Genomic DNA, 18,123 nt, shown 5'->3' with positions numbered 1-18,123 from the left:
GTGGGATCACTAAACCGGGGATTGCAGAAAAACCCTACCCATATGGGCAAAAAAGGCGGCACCAACTATTCCTTGTGTCTGCTCATCAAATAAGTTAAATAATAATTATTATCATTTGAGTGGTCGAGTCATGACGGGAACCTGGGTGAAGGGGTGGGTCGGTACCACCGGAGCGGACAGCAGCATGGCGCACTGGAAAGCGCAGACCCTGAGTGGCAACCGCCATTTCGATGCGGGGGAGTACGCCAGGGCGCTCGACTGCTATCAGCAGGCGCTGTGGCTTGCCCGCCAGCAGTTTGCCGACTGGCATGATGCCGACGAAGCGGTGGCGGCCCTGGTGGTGGCCCATCACAACCTGGCGGATCTGCTGGTGGCCATGACCCTGCCGGATCGGGCCGCCGACCTGCTGTGTCACATCCATGATTGCCTGCTGGCCACCAGCCAGTCCCCCACCAGTTCCGCTGCCCTGCGGGAGGCGGCTGTTCGCCACGCCCGCAGCACCCGTACCGAGCTGCTCGCCTTTCTGGGCAAACACGGTCATCACGACGGCATCCAGCGCAGCCTGGGTCAATGTCTGTGTCAGACCGGCTCTGCCCATCAACTGCATTGAGCCCAACAGGAGAGACAATGAACATGAGCCATACCCTGCCAGCCCTTCCTTACGCCTATGACGCACTGGAACCCCATATCGATGCAAAGACCATGGAGATCCATCACAGCCGTCACCATCAGACTTATGTCACCAACCTCAATGCCGCCCTGGCCGATCTGCCGGAGCTGGCTACCCTGCCGCTGGAGGCATTGCTTGCCCGTATCGACAGCCTGCCGGCCCAGGTTCAGGGGTCGGTGCGCAATCACGGCGGCGGCCACGCCAACCACAGCCTGTTCTGGCAGGTGATGAGTCCACAGGGCGGCGGCGAGCCGGGCGGCGAGCTGGCCACAGCGATGGAGCGGGATCTGGGTGGGCTGGAGGCCTTCAGACAGGCCTTTACTCAGGCGGCGCTGAGCCGTTTTGGCAGCGGCTGGGCCTGGCTGGTGGTCGATGGGAGCGGCAAGTTGCAGGTGGTGAGCAGCGCGAACCAGGACAGCCCCCTGATGGAGGGGCTCACCCCGATACTCGGGCTGGATGTGTGGGAGCATGCCTACTACCTCAAGTACCAGAACAAGCGTCCCGACTACATAGCCGCGTTTTACAACGTGATCGACTGGGATGAGGTGGCACGGCGTTATGTGGCCGCGCTGGCCTGATCGCCGGAAATACCGAGCCCAATGAAAGAGACCCGCCTGTTGGCGGGTCTCTGCTATTGAGGAGTCAGTGTGCTGCCGGTTGGCTTTGCCGCACTGGCGGCAGCCGGATTATCCACGGGCGTAGCTTCGCTCGGCACGGCTGCGCTGGTGGCCAAGGCACTGCTGGTTGCAGCCGCTGCACTGGTGGTGGTTGCCGCGCTCACGGCCGCTGCCTGCTTGGCTTTCGGCTGATGAGGGGGCGGTGCAATGGGCAGGCAGGGCTGGCTCGCCCCTATGGTGCTCAACGCCTGGCAGGGGACCGGGCCGCCGATGACGATGGGCTCGCCGAGGAACTTGGGCCCCTTGTCCAGCACGTAGAGGTCCAGCAGCCCCATCAGGCGGGCGAACACCTCGCGCACCCGGGTCTTGATGCCCTGATAGGCGCTGGGATCCACGGCGTTGAAGCCGACCGCCTCGATGCCGAAATGGCGGGCGATGAAGATGGCGCGCTCGTTGTGAAAGGCCTGGGAGACCACGGTGAAGTGGGCCTGACCGAACACCTCCTTGGCACGCACGATGGAGTCCAGGGTCCGAAAACCGGCGTAGTCGCTGTAGATGGCGCTGGCCGGAATGCCGGCCTGGATCAGGGCCCGCCGCATCTGGCGCGGTTCGTTGTACTGCACGGTGGCGTTGTCGCCGGAGACCAGGATGTAGTCCACCTTGCCGTTGTTGTAGAGCTCGGCGGCGGCCTTGATCCGGTATTTGAAGTAGTGGTTCGGGCTGCCGCCAATCAGGTATTTGGAGGTGCCGAGCACCAGGGCGACCCGGTTGTAGGGCACCGCGTTGACGTCGTCGTAGGTGTAGTGACGGGCGTCCGAGACGGTCCACTCGCTGTAGCCAAGCAGGGCGGCGATGGAGGCCAGCAACAGGCAGAGGCAGGCGAGCAGGATCTTGGCAAACTTCTTCATGCGCGGTGCGGTTCGGGTCTGAAGTAAGAGAAGACAGGGGGCCATTCTATTACAAGTTGTTGTGGCGCGTCAGGTTTGATGGCGGCGCAGGGTCTCACTCGGGCAGAGGTTGTCGCAGCGCGCGCCAGGATCCCGGGCTTATCAAACGGCGCCATCAACAAGGGGCGGCCATGGCCGCCCCTTGTCATCGTCGTCTCGTCCTCAGTGGGAAGAGTCGTTGGCCTTGCACTCGTCGGAGTCCTTGTTGGCTTCCCACCAGGGCAGCAGCTCGCGGCCGAGCCACTGCTGGTAGGCCTCGCTGTCATTGGCAATCAGCTGGTCCAGCTCGGCTTCGAAGGCGCTCATGGCCTGCTCTCGATCCGGGCCTCGCAGGGCCCGGGCCATGGCCAGCCAGCTGGCGCCGCGACCGGTCTCGTTCAGGAAGCGGTGCACCGTGTAGGACCAGGAGTAGACCATCTCGCCGCCCTTGTCGTAATCCAGATGCAGGATGTCGGCCAGGGTCGGACGATCGCTGGCCGGGCGGCCGGCGACGTTGTCCAGACCGCGGGCGAAGCACTGGCCGTGGGCGATGAACTCCGCCAGCCCTTCCGACCACCAGGTGGTGCGGTTGAGCGGGTAGTGGCCGAAGCTGCCGTACTGGTTGAAGCGGCCGTCCAGGTAGTGCACGTACTCGTGGCGCAGGTTCCACACCTGGAACGCTGGGCGCTTCCACTCCGCCTCGTAGGCGAAGAAGCGGGCCTGGTTGCCGGGGCGAGCCGGATCCCCTTCGAGGTAGATGCCGCCGTTGTCGGTGGAGACGCCGCCGAACAGGGCACTGCCGTAGCGTTTCCAGTCGGCGGAGGAGTTGAAGACCACCAGTTCCAGCGCCTCGTTGTGATCGTCCGCCACCGGCTGCCAGCCAGTTTCCATCTGCTGGTGGAACTGCTGCTCTTCGGCGCCCAGTTCACGGCAGATCCCCTCGGCCTGGCTCATGGTCAGATCCTGGGCTCGCAGGCGCAGGGTCGGCGAGCAGGTGTGCTCGAACGGCAGCACGTCCTCCACCCGGACAGGGGTGCAGAGCCCGGCGAAGTCGCCGCTGATGCAGGCTTCGCTGGTGCGGTCCGTGTAGGTCAGGTAGTAGGTGGAGAGGGTCAGCGACATGTCTTCCAGCAGGTCCTGACTCTGCTGGCCACCGGGGATCAGGTCGTGGTGGCGAACAAGGGCGATGACGGAGTCATCCAGCAGCTTGCGGTAGCCGTCGAGCTCGTCCGGGCGGGTATAGCGGGCGACCCGGTAGAGGCGGGTGTAGGCATCCAGCACGTTGTTGAGCAAGAACAGATCGGCGCCATCCCGCCCTTTCCACAACGCGAGTTCGCTCATGCCGAGGGCGTGCAGCTGCTTGCGCAGCTCGCCATCCTGCTGGCGGAAGTCGTTGGCGAAGGGATCGCTGTAGTCGCTGGCGAAGTCGAGGAAGTTGAGCAGATCGAACAGGCCGGTCGCCCAGGCGTGCTGGCCGTTGATCTCGCTGGCATGGCGGGTGGCGTAGGCCAGCATCTGGTTGAACTCGCCGAGCATGGTACCAAAGCGGCTCTGTACTGCCGGGCTCTTGAACTGGCCGTGCAGGGCGATGCTCCAGGCGCCCATGATGGCACCAACCTCGTCGCTGGCCTGCTCCGGGTAGAGCAGCGGATGGGCGCCGAGCGCGGTCAACGCCTCGGCCAGTGCCTCGGCGGCGGCCGGGCCGTCTTCCTTGTGCTTGCCGTAGTTGTGGTAGTTGTGGGCTCGCACGTATTCCAGCAGCAGCTTCATGGCCGGATGGGCCTGCTGATTGGCCGCCAGCAGGCTCTGGATGCCGCGGGACACGGCCAGCAGCTTGGTGTCATCGTGACCATAGTTCTCCTGCCAGACCGGGGCGGGCTGGCCACTGGCATCCTGCACTATCTTGGCCGCTTCGGCGTCCAGCAGTTCGGTGCCCGGCAGATCCGGCTCGGAGCAGGCGCGGCCGTCGGCACGGCGACAGTCGAGCTGCTCTTCCTTGCTGGCCAGCACGATGGGGCGGTTGAGCACCCGGCTCTCCTGCCACTCGGTTGTTTCCGGCAGGGTCTGCCATTCGCTGCCCCCCACCGGGTATTGATAGCCGGTGTCCTTCAAGACCACCTGCACTTCGCTGCCCGCAGGCAGGGTCTGACGGCATACCCGGTAGCTGATGGTCTTGTCCCCTTCCTGACGGGTCTGGGGTTCATCGCACCCCTGCTGGGCCTTGATCTCGTCCAGCAGCCAGGTGTACTGGCGCCAGACGTGCAGCTCGCTCACCTGTTTGGCGGCCTGGCTGCCCGCGATGGGCTGCAGGCGGAAGAAGATCTGCTCGAGGCGACCATCCCGTTCGTTGGGGGTCTCTTCCAGCACCTTCAATTGCTGCCAGTTTTGCGGCTGGTACTGCCATGCCTGCTCGGCGCAGCGACCTTCGGCGTTGAGCTCGCAGCGATCCAGCTCCTGCTCGCTGTGACCCAGGATGACCCGCTCAGCCAGCGGCAGACGATCCTGACGCGGCGCGGTCGGGGTGCCCGCCAGCGGCTCCCAGCGGCCCTGCTTCATGCCGTAGCCATAGTCATAGCTGCTGGCCGGGACGGCCTTGCCGGCTGGTACCACCTCTTCACAGCTGAGGTAGCGGATCTGCCAGCCCTGCTCGATCTTGAGCTGCGGCTCGCTGCACTGCTGCTCTGCCAGCGCAGCCAGGTTGGCATCGCGCCAGTCGAAGCGGCGATACACCCTCAGCTGCTGATAGGGGGCGTCGCCGCTGCGGGCGCTCAGTTCAAAGGTCACTTCGGTGAGACGATCCCCCAGCTGACGGCTGGATTCGCCTTTGAGTTGATACTGTTGCCAGTCGGAGGGGGAGTAGTCGGCCAGCGCCGGAGTGGCGAGCAGGCCTGGGGCTGCCAGGAGCAGCAGCCGGGGAGAGAGGTGCTTCATCATGATCCCTTTGGTGGATGGAGAGGCGTGGGGACCAGAGAGGGTATTGGGCTCCAAAGGAATATTAATTGGCCAGATGGCGCAGCGGAATGATGCATTCGGGAGCAAACAACACAAAAACAGCCCCAAAAGGGGCTGTGTTGATAGCAAGGACTCCGCCCCATATGGGCAATGCTGTTCAGATAAGCACTTTTTTGACTGATTATTCATAAATTGGATTTGAGTTGAGGGGGCAAGGCTGTGTCCAGTCGATCTTCCTCCAGCCTTTATCCAGCGGGGCTTGTAATAGAAAGAGGGAGGCATCATGCCTCCCTCGCTTTTTTGTCCTGATACTACGTGGACTGGAACTCAAATTCTCTTAAGTGAACAGCATTGCGCCCCATATGGGGGAGGTGTCACTCCTCTTGTCGCAAGCTGCGGGCGAGCAGGGTGCGGGAGGGTTTCAGATTGCCGCCGAGATCCGGCCAGGGATGCCACTGGTCCGGCACCATGAAGCCGGGTAACGACAGCCTGATCCAGGCGGCCAGTTCGGCAGGGGGGGCAGGTTCGTCGTGCCAGTCGATGAAGGCGGCGGGCCTATGCCCCCACTCGTCGCTCGGCACCGGCACCACCAGGGCCTGGGCCACGGCGGGGTGATCCACCAGCCGCTGTTCTATGGTCTCGGGCTGGATGTTCTCCCCCCCCGAGATGAAGAGGTTGTCGAGCCGCCCCTCCACCACCAGATCGCCCCCCGGAGTGAGGCGGCCCTTATCCCGGGTGTGGAACCAGCCCTCTTCATCGAGGGGGCGCACCAGCTCGCCCTCCCTGAAATATCCGGCAAACAGGGTCTCACCGCGCACGCAGATCTCCCCCTGGCGGATGCAGACCTCCCGCCCCGGCAGCGGGCGACCCACCACGCCGGCGGCGCAGGGTTGCCCGGTGCAGACCTGGCTGCCCATCTCGGAGAGGCCATAGCTCACCTTGGGCTCCAGCCCCAGAGCGGTCAGCCGGTTGACCAGGGGCGCCGGGATGGCGGCGCCCCCGAGCAGCAGCTCTCGCACCCGGGTGCGGGATGGGTCGAACCCCTGTGCCAGCAGGCGCCAGAGCTGGGTCGGCACCAGCGAGAGGTGGGTGATGGGCTGATCCTCGAGCCGCGCCTTGAGGGGCCGGGTGCGATCGTCCAGCACCAGGGCGGCTCCCGCCAGGAAGACCCGAAACAGGATGGCGTAACCGCCGACGTGAAACAGTGGCAGGGAGAGCAGCCAGCCGCAGGCTTCGTCCAGGGGGATCAGGGTGGCGGAACCCCGGGCGGAGGCGAGGTGGTTGGCGAGGCGGTGGACCACCGCCTTGGGGGTACCGCTGGATCCCGAGGTGAGGATCATGTTGTTCGGCTGGTCGGGTACCAGCGGGGACTCCCCATCTGCGGCCAGATCGCCCGTGAAGTCGAGGCTGAGGGCTTGCCAGTCGCCCGCCGGGATCTCGCCTGCCGACCAGAATGCCCGGGCCTCGAGCTGGCTCGCCAGTTCGCTGTGTCTGGTTGCCGGAAAGGCGGGATTGAGGGGGCAGAAGACGATGCCGCTGCGCACGCAGGCCCAGGCCAGCAACACATCCTCCAGGGCGCCGCGCACCACGGCGGCGAGATGATCTCCCCGTTCCAGCCCGGCCCGGGCGAGCTGATTGCACAGGCTGTTGAGGCGCAGGTCGAGGCGCTGGTAGCTAAGAGGCTCCCCGCTGTGGATGGCAATACGATGAGGGGCCAGTGTCGCCCAGCGTCGTACCGGGCAGGTTTCCTGCCGTGGGATCTGACGGGTCACCATGGATCAGTCACGGTGAAACAGGGGGTCCATCCTGCCCGGATCGGGTTGTCCCTGCTTGTCCAGCAGATCCCTGGCCAGCCAGCGGCGGGTATCGAGGCCAGGGGCCTGATCCGGCGCCCACTCCCCCGCGAGGCGGGCGAGCTGACCGAGGCCGAGACCAGACTCGAAACAGGAGGAGACGATCACCTTGAGCTTCAGTTCGCGAGCGCGGGCCACCAGGGCCTCGCTGTTGGCCAGGGCGCCGAGCAGGGTCGGCTTGAGCACCAGGGCGCGCAGTTGCGGGATGGGCTCCCAGGGCTTGCCCTGGGCCAGCAGTTCGTCCAGCGCCACCGGCATGCCGGTGCGGCTGGCGACGAAGGCGATGTCCTCGAAGTCGGCGCACAGATCTTCGAGGTATTCGATGCGATTCGGATCCAGGTGGCCGCAGAAGGCCCAGGCCTCCTCGCGGGTCCAGCCCTGGTTGGCGTCCAGGACCAGCTTGAGGTTGGGGCGCCGATCGAGCAGCAGCCGGATCAGCGCCAGCTCGTCGCGCATGGGGTAGCGGGCTACCTTCAGCTTGGCCTTGAGGGGGGTCTCGTGCAGCCACTGCTTCCAGTTCTTGAGCAGCTCCTGGGGGGAGCCCTGGATCAGCGGATAGGGCTCGGGCAGGGGGGCACCCTGCTCGGGCCAGCTACGACGGGCGCAGTCGAGCCCGAACTGCACCGAGGGCAGCTGTGGCGTCGGGGTCTGTCCCCGCGCCAACTGCGCCAGACAGTCGAGGGCCTCAGCCTGGGCGTCGGCCAGGGTCTCTTTGGAAAATCCTGGCAGGGGGGCTATCTCCCCCCAGCCATCGTCGATGCGTACCAGCAGGCCCTCGCGCGCTACCTGCAACTGACCGTGAAAGGCCAGGGGCTGGGTAAAGGGCAGTTGGTAGCGGTAGAGGGCGAGTGTCATCAGGGATTCCGCTTGTATTTGGAGAAGTCGGGACGGCGTTTCTCGTTGAATGCATTGCGCCCTTCCTGACCCTCTTCGGTCATGTAGAACAGCATGGTGGCATTGCCTGCCAGCTCCTGCAAACCGGCCTGGCCGTCGCAGTCGGCGTTGAGGGCCGCCTTCAGGCAGCGCAGGGCCATGGGGCTGTGTTGCAGCATCTCGCGGCACCAGCGCACGGTTTCACGCTCCAGCTCGGCCAGGGGCACGACGGTGTTGACCAGCCCCATGTCGAGGGCCTGTTTGGCGTCGTAGAGGCGGCAGAGGAACCAGATCTCCCGAGCCTTCTTCTGGCCGACGATGCGGGCCATGTAGGAGGCGCCCCAGCCGCCGTCGAAGGAGCCCACCTTGGGGCCGGTCTGGCCGAACTGGGCGTTGTCGGCGGCGATGGTCAGGTCGCACATCATGTGCAGCACGTGGCCGCCACCGACGGCGTAGCCAGCCACCATGGCCACCACGGGTTTGGGGCAGGTACGGATGTCACGCTGGAAGTCGAGCACGTTGAGGTGATGGGTGCCTTCATCGTCCTTGTAGCCACCGTAGTCGCCGCGGATCTTCTGGTCGCCGCCGGCGCAGAAGGCCTTCTCGCCGAAGCCGGTGAGGATGATGGAGCCGACCTTGTCGTCGTAGCGGGCATCGGCCAGGGCTTGCAGCATCTCTTTCACGGTACGGGGGCGGAAGGCGTTGCGCACCTGGGGACGGTTGATGGTGATCTTGGCAATGCCCTCTGGGGACTTGTGATAGAGGATGTCCTCGTAACCGGCGGAGCAGTCGTGCCACTCGACAGGGGCATAGAGCTCGGCTTCCGTCATTGCTTCAATCATGGATCTTCTCTTCTGGTTGGTGAGCCCACTCCCGCAGGAGCCGGGCAAAGGTATCGGGCTGGCTTGTGTGCAGATTGTGTCCGCCATCCAGAGCCAAGTGTTTGATATTGCAGCCTTGCTTTACCAACTGGCAAGCGAGGGCATGGAATTTGTGATCCCGGTTGCCGGAGACCCACTGCACCGGCAGCCGGGTATCCCGAAGCCAGGGGGCGAGATCCGGCTGCCGCCCCAGGGACGTGGCCCTCAGCATGGCGGCCACGGCCTTGCCGTCGTTGCCAAGGCGGCGTGCGGCCTGGCGGGTGCGGGCATCGTCGTCCAGGTCGGCGAAGACGCCCTGGCGGTACCAGTCGGCAAGCACCCGGGTCAGGGGCTCGCACTCGAAACGCCGGGCCCAGGCTTCATCGTGAGCGATGCGGGCCGGACGTTCACCGGCAGGCAGCCCGGGGTGGCAGTTCTCCAGCAGCAGGGCCTGCAACCCCGCCGGGGAATGGCTGGCGTGATGAAGCGCGAGCCGCCCCCCCAGCGAATACCCCACCAGCCGGTAGTGGGCGATATCCCGCGCGGCCAGCTCGTGGCAGAGCCAGCGATGGGCCTCGTCAAAGCCGCTCACCCGCAGTGCCCGGTTGCGGCCGTGGCCCGGCAGATCCAGGGCATGGCACGGGACGCCGGGCAGGGCCTGGATGACAGGTCGCCAGTCGTCGGCGTCCCCCAGCAGGCCGTGCAGCAGCACCAGCGGCGCGGCGGGATCAGAGACCACGGATAGCGGCTCCCAGTGCCTTGAGATCCTCGGCGACTTCACTGCTCGGTACCTTGATTTCAATCAGGGTTACCCCGTTTTTCAGGGCTGCGGCATAGTCCCGCTCAAATGCGTCGAGGGTGGTGGGGGTCCGGTAGTGCAGGCCGAACATGGCGGCGGCGTGCTCGAAGTGCAGGCCGTGGGGCAGGCAGTAGTAGGTCTCCAGCAGCGCTTCCTGGGTGGGCACAGGCAGCATGCGGAAGATGCTGCCGCCGTCGTTGTTGAGCAGGATCACCACCAGGGGGCGGCTCCCCTTGCCGAGCAGCGCCAGGCTGTTGAGATCGTGCAGGGCGCTGAGATCCCCGAGCAGCAGGGTGGTGGGCTCGCGACTGTCAGGCGGGACCGACTGTGCGAAGCCGTATGCGGTGGCGATAAGGCCATCGATGCCGGAGGCGCCGCGGTTGGTCATCACCCGGCTGGGGCCCTTGCCCACCTCGCCCAGCATGTCCATCAGCCGGGCCGGCATGCTGTTGCCGACGAACAACTGACCCTGGATGAGCTGATTCAGGCGGTGGCACACCCCTAGCTCCGAGAAGCGATCACAGGCGGTGCGGATCTGCTGGCTGATGGCCTGCTGGCGCGCGGCCAACTGGTGCCAGGGCTGCTGCGAATGGGGGATTGGATGGGCGGCCGCAAAGGCGGCGGGGTCGCAGACCAGACGACGACGCAGCCGGTAGTCGGGGTCGAGGCGTGCCGGCTGCGGGTCCACCAGCCAGTAATCCTGCCAGGGGTGTTGTTTGATGAACTGGCCGAGGCGCTTGGAGATGAGGCGGGCGCCGAATTGCAGCAGTACCTCGGCGCGGGCCAGCTCGGCCACGAAGTCGCTGTGTTGCAGGGCGAGATCCGTGTGGACGAGGTTGCGATCATCGAAGCGGATCTGGCTTTGCAGATCTGCCAGCAGGGGCCAGCCGAGGCGGTCGGCCAGCTCGGCCACCGCCTTGCCTTGCCCCGGATCCTGGATGCATCCGGCGACGATGACACCGCACTTGCCCTTCAGCTCCTCCCAGTCCGGCTGGGCGGGGCAGCCTGGCTCGCCAGCCAGCCAGGGGCTCCAGGGCTTGGCCGAGTGCAGCCAGTCGCCGAGAGGCGCCAGGTAGTCGGCAAAGTCCAGGTAGGTATCGCCGGGATAGAGGGGCTCGGGGTACATGCAGTTGAAGTGCACCGGCCCCGGGGTGTGCGCCTGTCGGGCCAGGGCCTGATCCACCGAGCTCAGCACGAAGGCCGCCGGAATGGCGGGAGTGGGGCTCGGCAGATTTTGCTGATAGACGGGGTAGCGACCGAAGATCCCCGGCTGATCAATGGCCTGGTTGGCCCCGTTGTCGATGAGCTCGGGTGGCCTGTCGGCAGAGAGAATGATGAGCGGTACCCCGGTGAGCTGGGCTTCCGCCACCGCGGGCCAGAGGTTGGCCACCGCAGTGCCCGAGGTCATGATGACCGCCACCGGGCGGCCGCTCCCCTTGGCCAGCCCCAGCGCCATGAAGCCCAGACCCCGCTCGTCGAAGTGCAGGTGGCGGCGAAAGCCCGGGTGGGCTGCGGCGGCCATGGTGAGCGGCGCCGAGCGGGAGCCGGAGGCCAGAGCGATGTCGCGCACGCCGAGGCGAAAGAGCTCTTCCAGCAAGAGGGAGGACCAGACATGGTTGAAGGTGGCGTGATGGCTGGCAAAGGCGTGATGCGCGGACACGTGGCTGGCGGACATGAAGCTCTCGCAGTGAGGAGTCGGTGAGAAACGCTATCCCAGCAGGGAGAGCACGTTGGCGATCTTGTTGTCGAGTTCGGCCCACTCGGCGGCGGGCTCCGATCCCGCCACTATGCCGGCACCGGCGAACAGGCTGATGCGCGGGCCCCTGATCCGGGCGCTGCGAATGGCGACGGAGAACTCCGAGGTCTCCCGGCTCAGCATGCCACAGGCACCGGCATACCAGCCGCGATCATGGGGCTCGCATTCACGGATGAAGGCGAGCGCCGCCTCGCGGGGGGCGCCCCCCACGGCGGGGGTGGGGTGCAGGGCAGCCAGCAGTTGCCAGTCGCAGACGCCGGGTTTGAGCTCGGCCTCGATGTCGCACTTGAGGTGTTGCAGCAGCCGCAATTTCAGAATGCGCGGCTCGGTCAGGGTGGCATCGGTCGTGAGGGGTGCCAGGCGGCTGAGAATGTCGGCGTGAACCAGCCGGTTCTCCAGCCGGTTCTTGCTGTCGGCCAGCAGCTCGGCAGCCAGGGCCGCGTCGGTCGCCTCATCCCCGGAACGGCGAATGGTGCCTGCCAGCGCCTCGGTAAAGAGGTGGCCCTTCTCCCGGCGGTAGAGGCGCTCGGGGGAGCAGGAGATGAAGCTCTGCTCGGGGGAGAACTGAAAGCCGAAGTGGAAGCACTCCTGGGCGTGGCGGGCCCACTGTGTCAGCAGGGACCAGGGGCAGAGGGGCGCATCGTGCGCCTCGCTCTGGAGCAGGCTCTCCCGCGACAGCACCACCTTGGGGGTGCGGGCCTGGAAGTCGGGGGCCGTGACCTGCTCCACCAGGGTCTGCCACTGGGCAGGGCCCGGCAGGTCCTGGCGCTGCCATGGCCGCTTTTGCAGGGCGGGCAGGGGGGCCTCGGGTTGCAGGGCATCGAGCGCCGCCTCGGCGGCGCAGAGTTCGGCTTCGAATGCGTGACCCTCTTCCCGGGCGGGCAGCCAGAGATTGAGGCAGAGGCTGGTGCACTCCCCCCGGCGTACCAGCTCGATGCGGGGCAGCACGAAGCGGCAGGGGCCAAACCCCTGCCAGCCGGGCAGATCCGGGTCGAACGCCAGACCGCCGTAGTAGCGAGGGCTGTCTTCACTGGCCGTGCCGGCAAGGTCGCAGACCCGCTGGATATCCTCCGGCCGGGTCAGCTCGTGAATGGCGCCAAGCGCCACGTACTCGGGGCTCTGTTGCCCTCTGGCGTGCCAATAGATGCGGGGGTAGAGCGTCTGGGCCGCCAACCAGCCGGGAAAGACGTCGACGTGAGCGGCCACGCGCAGTCGCACGAAACCGCTGACAGTGCTGTGACGCAGGGCGTCCAGTTGTTGCTTGAGGTGGGTCTGAGCCAACATGGATGTCTAGTCTGAGCCGGATAATCGCGATCGCTCCGGGGGAGGATGGCGCAGGTTGATGCCAAAGGGCGACGATTTCCTATATATTATCTGCCCATTCGTCCATGTAAATTGCCCGGGGGAGCCGACGCCCCCGCGCAGCCAAGTATACCTAAATCCGGTTCGATAACCCTTAACACGATCAATATCTGATTGTTTGGCCATCACAATATGACAAATACCTTCTCTGTTTGGTTGCTGGCGGCGCGTTTGCGAACACTGCCCCTGGCGTGCTCCTCCATCTTGCTGGGCTCGGGGCTGGCAGCCAGCCGGGGAGCGTTCGACGGCACCATCATGGGGCTCTCCCTGCTGACCGCCATCCTGCTGCAAATTCTCTCCAATCTGGCCAACGACTATGGCGATGCGGTCTCCGGTGCCGACAACGGGGAGCGGATCGGTCCCCAGCGCGCCGTGGTTTCCGGCCTCATCACCCGGCACCAGATGTGTGTGGCCATGGGGCTGACCGCCCTGGCGGCCGTGGTGAGCGGCCTCTCCCTGCTGGTCTGCGCCTTCGGGGAGGCGTGGCAGCAGATCCTGACGTTCATCCTGCTGGGGGGAGCGGCCATCGTCGCGGCCATCACCTACACGGTGGGCAAGAGCCCCTACGGCTATCGCGGCTTCGGGGACATCTCGGTGTTCCTGTTCTTCGGCCTGCTGGGGGTGCTCGGCTCCTACTACCTCTTCACCCATAGCCTGGAGTGGGACCTGTTGCTGCCCGCCACCGCCTGCGGCCTGCTGGCGACTGCCGTGCTCAACATCAACAACGTGCGGGACATCGAGACCGATGCCGCCAGCGGCAAGATCACCCTGGCGGTGCGCCTTGGCCGCAACCGGGCCATCGCCTATCACTGGGTCTTGCTGGGGGCGGCGCTGCTGGCGACCATCGCCTTCCTGCTGACTCAGCCTGCGAGCCTCTGGCCCTGGATCTTCCTGCCCGCCATGAAGCCCCTCACCGATGCCGCCCGCACCCTGCGAGAGAGTTTCGATGGCGAGGTGCTGACCGGCGCCCTCAAGAAGACCGCCATCAGCGCATTTCTGTTCAGCCTGCTGCTCTCTGCCGGGCTGGCGCTCACCTGAGGCCGACGCGTTTGGCAATGAAAAGGGCTCCCGAACGGGAGCCCTTTTTGCTGATGTGTCGATGCGTTGTTGTTTCATCAGACCGATGTGATGATCGCCAGGGGAGGAGCATGCCGCCAGGCGAAGGATGGTGCCAGGTGATGCAGACGACGAGGGCCCCCGACAGGGAGCCCTCGAGTGCATGAGGCGTGCTTGCCCCTGACGGGTCAGCTTGCCTGGGCCACGGCCGTGCGGCGAGAGAAGAAGAGACTGTCCAGCAGCCAGATGGCAACCATGGAGGCCCCCACCAGCGGGAAGCAGATCCCGAGCACGACCAGCACCGCGATGGCACCGCCCATGGGAGGCAGCTTGGCGGGCAGGGGCGGGGCGGCGAGGCGACCACTGGGACGGCGGCTCCACCAGAGCCAGAGCCCGCTCACCGAGCTTGCCAGAATCATCAGGCAGATGAGCAGCATGACGAGCTGGTGCGGCCAGCCGTAGAGCTTGCCCATGTGCAGCATGACGCCGGTTTCCACCGTCTTGGCGACCGGGCCGTAATCCTGCCAACGCACGTCGACCAGCACCTTGCCGCTGTATTGGTCGATGTGCAGGGTGGCGTCGTTGCGGGGATCATCGGCAAAGATGGCGATGGTATAGACGCCGGTTTCACCGACCGGGGGGGTGATGCTGTAACCCGGGCTGACCCCCCGCTCGCTGGCGATGTCGACCACCTGTTGCAGCGGAATGCAATGGCTGGCCATGACCATGCCCTCGTGTCCGCCGCCATGGGTCATGGCGCTGTGATCATGGCTCTCTGCCGTGGGTTGGGAGCTCGGCATGGGCAGGGTCTCGGCCCCCCAGGAGACGGTCTGTTCGTGAGCCTGGTTGAGGCTGCGGGTGAGGGGGGCCGACTTGGGCACCTCGTTCCACATGGCCGCAGGGAAGCGGTTCCAGACATCGGCGAACTGGCCGCCCCAGAAACCGGTCCAGGTCATGCCCGTCAGTAGCAGCAGCAGCAGGAAACCCGCGCCCCAGAAGCCGACCACGGCGTGCAGATCACGCCACCAGAGACGGCCGCGCTGGTGCATTCTCGGCCAGAGGATGCCCCCCACACCCGGCCCCTTGCGGGGCCACCAGAGATAGAGTCCGCTGACGAGGAGCACGATTCCCCAGCCTGCGGCCAGCTCGATCAGGCGATCTCCCGTGGTGCCAAGCATCAGCTCCGCATGGAGAGCGCGCGCCACCGCCTGCAGGTTCCACTTGTTGTCCATGGTGCCGAGCAGGGCGCCGTTCGCGGGATCCATGAAGAGGGTCAGCTCCTGCCCTTCACGCATCACGACTATCTGGGCGCTCGCGTCTGCTGCCACCGGGGGCAGGTATTTGCGCAGGCTGGCGTCCGGCATGGCGATGGTTGCCTTGGCCAGCAGCTGGTCGGCACTCAGGGTCTGGGTGGCGGGCGTCACCTTCATCAGCTGGGGGTAGAGCAGGTTGTCCAGCTGCGGTTTGAACAGATAGACGATGCCGGTGAGGGAGAGCAGGATCAGGAAGGGGGCGACGAAGAGACCGGCATAGAAATGCCAGCGCCAGATCCGTTGGTAATAACTTGCGTCTTGCTGCTTCATCGTTGATCCCTGGGTGAACGCCAAAAGGTTTCAGTAGGTGGAATGTTTTGAGTGGCGCGGATAATAACAGCAACGTTTTGTTAACTGCAACAGAACATGTCGAAGAAATGTACATTCCGCCATCGGGGTAAAAAGGGGGTTGAATGGAGCTTTCCGTTCACAATGCGGGGAGCTTCATGGACTTTTCGGGGATAAATTCTTACTTTGTGGCAACACAGGGCATATCAGCCGCAGCGAAGGACTCAAGGCAGGAGGTGAACGTGCAAGCACACGGCCATTTTGAGATGCAGCGACAAGGGCAACTGCTGATCTGTCGGCCGAGCGGCCCTTTCAACCTGGCAGGCGCCATGGCCTATGAGGGCAAGTTCAGCCAGCAGATAAGCCGTTTGCAGGGAGCCCCCTGGGGCATCGTCGAGGTCGCGACCGAGTTCGAGGCCGCCGGCCCCGAGGTGCTGGCCCGTTTTCGTCGCCAGTTCAACTGGTGCGCCACTCATGGCTGCGCCTTTCTGGCGGTGGTCATGATCGGGGATTTCAAACGTTATCTGGCGGATCACGTCTTCAGCGAGCTTCCCTTTCAGGAGGTGCGCTATTTCGAGGAGGAAGCACAGGCCATCCACTGGCTGACACAGCGCCTCGAGGGGCTGCAAGGTAAGGAGATCCACGTCAGCACGGGTTGAACTTCCCGTTCATTCCAGCCTGATGAACCACTTGTCCCGCTCGTCGAGGCAGTCGGGCTCCCCCATCTCGAATTCACGGCAGATAAGCGGCCGCACCTCGTAGATGCGACACATCATGGTGTTGCGGTCGAGGGCGGCGCACCAGCCATCTTCCAGTCTGTGCATCACGGGCACTTCTCCTTCCCGCTCCTCGATATAGCGGTCCGGCACGCCGGTGTCGGTGAAGAGCATCACCTCGAGGCGGCAGCAGCAGGCTTCGCAGTTCTGGCAGCTCACATCGCTCTGGATTGCTTGGGTCATGTCACCTGTCTTGCCGCATGGCGGCGAATTATATGAAACAGGCGCCTGTCAGGCGCCTGTGGTCTGGCTGGGGCGTATGAAATACCTTAGCCCAGTTTGCGGGCACGGTAGCTGCGCCCCTTGATCTTGCCTTCCTGCAACCGCTTGAGGGCGGCGCTCGCCACCTGGCGCTTCACCGCCACGTAGGAGTACTGCTCGGAAATCTGGATCTTGCCCACATCGGCCCCGGCAATACCGCCTTCGCCGGTCAGGGCGCCGAGGATGTCACCGGCACGCACCTTGCTCTTGCGGCCCGCATCGATGGAGAGGGTCACCATCTGCGGCGCGATCGGCTTGATGTCGCGGCCGATCCCGGCCAGGTCGCCCTGGGGAATGGGGGCCTGCTGGTACTCCTCGATGAAGTTGACGCGCTGGGCCTCGTTCGGCTGGTAGAGGCTCAGGGCCAGGCCCTGCTGGCCGGCACGGCCGGTACGGCCGATGCGGTGCACGTGCACCTCGGGGTCGTAGGTGAGCTCGTAGTTGATGACGGCCCCCAGCTCCTTGATGTCGAGGCCGCGGGCCGCCACGTCGGTGGCGACCAGTATGGTGGCGCTGCCGTTGGCGAAGCGCACCAGCACCTGATCCCGCTCACGCTGTTCCAGGTCACCGTTCAGCGCCAGCGCCGAGAAGCCCTTGGCGGCCAGGTGATCGGCCACGTCGTTGCAGGCGCGCTTGGTGTTGCAGAACACCACGCAGGAGCCCGGTTGGTAGTGGCTGAGCAGCCAGGTGAGGGCATCGAGGCGCTGGCCGGCCGGCACTTCATACAACTTCTGTTCGATGGCGCTCTCTTCGTGCAGGGACTCCACGCTCACCTCCACCGGGTTGCGTTGCACGCCGCGGCTCATCTGGGCGATCCCTTCCGGATAGGTGGCGGAGAAGAGCAGGGTCTGGCGATCCCGCGGGGCGTGGCTGATGACGCGGTTGATGTCTTCGCCAAAGCCCATGTCCAGCATGCGATCCGCTTCGTCCAGCACCAGCGTCTTGAGGTCGTCGAGCTCAAGGGTGCCCTGCTCCAGGTGCTTGAGGATCCGGCCCGGGGTGCCGACGGCGATGTGGGCGCCAAAGCCCAGGGTGGCGGATTGCGGTGCGGTCGGGGTGCCGCCGCACAGGGTCACCAGCTTGACGTTGGGCAGGGTGCGGGCGAGACGACGGATCTCGGTGGCCACCTGATCCGCCAGCTCGCGGGTCGGACAGAGCACCAGCGCCTGCACGGCCAGCCGGTTGACGTCCAGCTTGGCCAGCAGACCCAGGCCGAAGGCCGCGGTCTTGCCGCTGCCGGTTTTCGCCTTGGCGATCAAATCTTTGCCGTCGAGCACCAGGGGCAGGCTCTGGGCCTGGATCGGGGTCATCTGCAGATAGCCCAGGCTGGCGAGGTTGTCCTGCAGGGCGGAGGAGAGGTTCAGGCTGCTAAATTCGCTGTTGTTCACAAAAGGACTCTATGTCGGAAAACCAGAAATGGGGGGGCGCGGTGCGCAAGGGGGCGCATCATACCAGAATGTGCCGCCGGATGCGGTGAATATTTGAACGGTTGGCGTCATGGGTTGCCGATGGAGGCTTCTGTCTGCGTTGACGGGCTTGCGGTATGTAAAAAGATCACAATGGAACAGGGTGGTCATGGCCAGATCATGATGAATGGCGAGAAAACGTTTTTAATTAAACATGTCCTGGTGATGATGAGTCATCGGAGGATGTCATATGGGATATGGCCGTTATGAAATATATACCTGATTACCCATGATTAGCAGTCACCACGAGCTATACTGATCTTACGTACAGTTACTGAGGTGCGAGATCATGGCC

General features: G+C 64.9%; 15 protein-coding genes. 4 read left to right on the top strand and 11 right to left on the bottom strand.

All coding sequences use genetic code 11. The features are described 5' to 3' along the window. Positions 1–184 precede the first annotated feature (184 nt). Positions 185–610, top strand: coding sequence for a hypothetical protein (locus OKC30_RS06125; RefSeq protein WP_029313599.1), 426 nt, complete (start codon positions 185–187; stop codon positions 608–610). 23 nt (positions 611–633) lie between these two features. Then, positions 634–1,248, top strand: coding sequence for a superoxide dismutase (locus OKC30_RS06120; RefSeq protein ID WP_160836838.1), 615 nt, complete (start codon positions 634–636; stop codon positions 1,246–1,248). Between the two features lie 53 nt (positions 1,249–1,301). Here the strand turns inward: OKC30_RS06120 and OKC30_RS06115 are convergent, their stop codons facing one another. From OKC30_RS06115 to OKC30_RS06080, 8 genes are all read right to left on the bottom strand, one after another. Further along, positions 1,302–2,240, bottom strand: coding sequence for a SanA/YdcF family protein (locus tag OKC30_RS06115; protein ID WP_160836798.1), 939 nt, complete (start codon positions 2,238–2,240; stop codon positions 1,302–1,304). A 156-nt stretch (positions 2,241–2,396) separates the two neighbouring features. Continuing rightward, the gene (locus tag OKC30_RS06110; RefSeq protein WP_160836836.1) at positions 2,397–5,144 is read right to left on the bottom strand and encodes a collagenase; all 2,748 of its coding nucleotides are present in this window, start codon (positions 5,142–5,144) and stop codon (positions 2,397–2,399) included. A gap of 395 nt (positions 5,145–5,539) precedes the next feature. Next, positions 5,540–6,940: an o-succinylbenzoate--CoA ligase gene (gene menE, locus OKC30_RS06105; RefSeq protein WP_160836796.1), complete on the bottom strand. Its 1,401-nt coding sequence runs from the start codon at positions 6,938–6,940 to the stop codon at positions 5,540–5,542. Positions 6,941–6,943: 3 nt separating this feature from the next. Beyond that, complete coding sequence (menC, locus tag OKC30_RS06100; RefSeq protein ID WP_041212276.1) at positions 6,944–7,873, bottom strand: o-succinylbenzoate synthase; 930 nt, start codon at positions 7,871–7,873, stop codon at positions 6,944–6,946. Then, positions 7,873–8,733, bottom strand: a complete 861-nt coding sequence (gene menB, locus OKC30_RS06095; RefSeq protein ID WP_039039779.1) for a 1,4-dihydroxy-2-naphthoyl-CoA synthase — start codon at positions 8,731–8,733, stop codon at positions 7,873–7,875. Before menB ends, menC begins: the two co-directional genes overlap by 1 nt. Continuing rightward, positions 8,726–9,490 carry a 2-succinyl-6-hydroxy-2,4-cyclohexadiene-1-carboxylate synthase gene (gene menH / locus OKC30_RS06090; protein ID WP_160836794.1) on the bottom strand — a complete coding sequence of 255 codons (765 nt, stop codon included), beginning with the start codon at positions 9,488–9,490 and terminating at the stop codon, positions 8,726–8,728. Before menH ends, menB begins: the two co-directional genes overlap by 8 nt. Beyond that, on the bottom strand, positions 9,480–11,225 hold the full coding sequence (menD, locus tag OKC30_RS06085; RefSeq protein WP_160836792.1) for a 2-succinyl-5-enolpyruvyl-6-hydroxy-3-cyclohexene-1-carboxylic-acid synthase: 1,746 nt from the start codon (positions 11,223–11,225) through the stop codon (positions 9,480–9,482). Before menD ends, menH begins: the two co-directional genes overlap by 11 nt. A 33-nt stretch (positions 11,226–11,258) precedes the next feature. Next, a complete protein-coding gene (locus tag OKC30_RS06080) occupies positions 11,259–12,590 on the bottom strand; it encodes an isochorismate synthase (protein WP_043154006.1) in 1,332 nt (443 codons plus the stop codon). A 210-nt stretch (positions 12,591–12,800) separates the two neighbouring features. Between OKC30_RS06080 and OKC30_RS06075 the strand changes: the two genes are divergently transcribed. Beyond that, on the top strand, positions 12,801–13,706 hold the full coding sequence (locus tag OKC30_RS06075; protein WP_029313608.1) for a 1,4-dihydroxy-2-naphthoate polyprenyltransferase: 906 nt from the start codon (positions 12,801–12,803) through the stop codon (positions 13,704–13,706). 206 nt (positions 13,707–13,912) lie between these two features. Here the strand turns inward: OKC30_RS06075 and OKC30_RS06070 are convergent, their stop codons facing one another. After that, the gene (locus OKC30_RS06070) at positions 13,913–15,307 is read right to left on the bottom strand and encodes a PepSY-associated TM helix domain-containing protein (RefSeq protein ID WP_134997424.1); all 1,395 of its coding nucleotides are present in this window, start codon (positions 15,305–15,307) and stop codon (positions 13,913–13,915) included. 284 nt (positions 15,308–15,591) lie between these two features. Here OKC30_RS06070 and OKC30_RS06065 point away from each other — a divergent pair, with 284 nt between their 5' ends. After that, the gene (locus OKC30_RS06065) at positions 15,592–15,984 is read left to right on the top strand and encodes a hypothetical protein (protein WP_200164893.1); all 393 of its coding nucleotides are present in this window, start codon (positions 15,592–15,594) and stop codon (positions 15,982–15,984) included. A gap of 9 nt (positions 15,985–15,993) precedes the next feature. Here OKC30_RS06065 and OKC30_RS06060 read toward each other — a convergent pair whose 3' ends face one another. Both OKC30_RS06060 and dbpA read right to left on the bottom strand, forming a co-directional pair. Then, entirely contained in the window at positions 15,994–16,284 is a 291-nt protein-coding gene (locus OKC30_RS06060) for a YkgJ family cysteine cluster protein (protein WP_039039772.1), read from the bottom strand. 86 nt (positions 16,285–16,370) lie between these two features. Beyond that, positions 16,371–17,750 (bottom strand): ATP-dependent RNA helicase DbpA, encoded by a 1,380-nt coding sequence (gene dbpA / locus OKC30_RS06055; RefSeq protein ID WP_039039771.1) that lies wholly within the window; start codon positions 17,748–17,750, stop codon positions 16,371–16,373. Positions 17,751–18,123: the final 373 nt, after the last annotated feature.

The sequence above is a fragment of the Aeromonas sp. QDB18 genome (assembly GCF_027705325.1).
Taxonomy (GTDB): Bacteria; Pseudomonadota; Gammaproteobacteria; order Enterobacterales; family Aeromonadaceae; genus Aeromonas; species Aeromonas caviae.
Note: the sequence above shows the minus strand (reverse complement) of the source record. Positions and strands in the feature narration are given on the sequence as shown.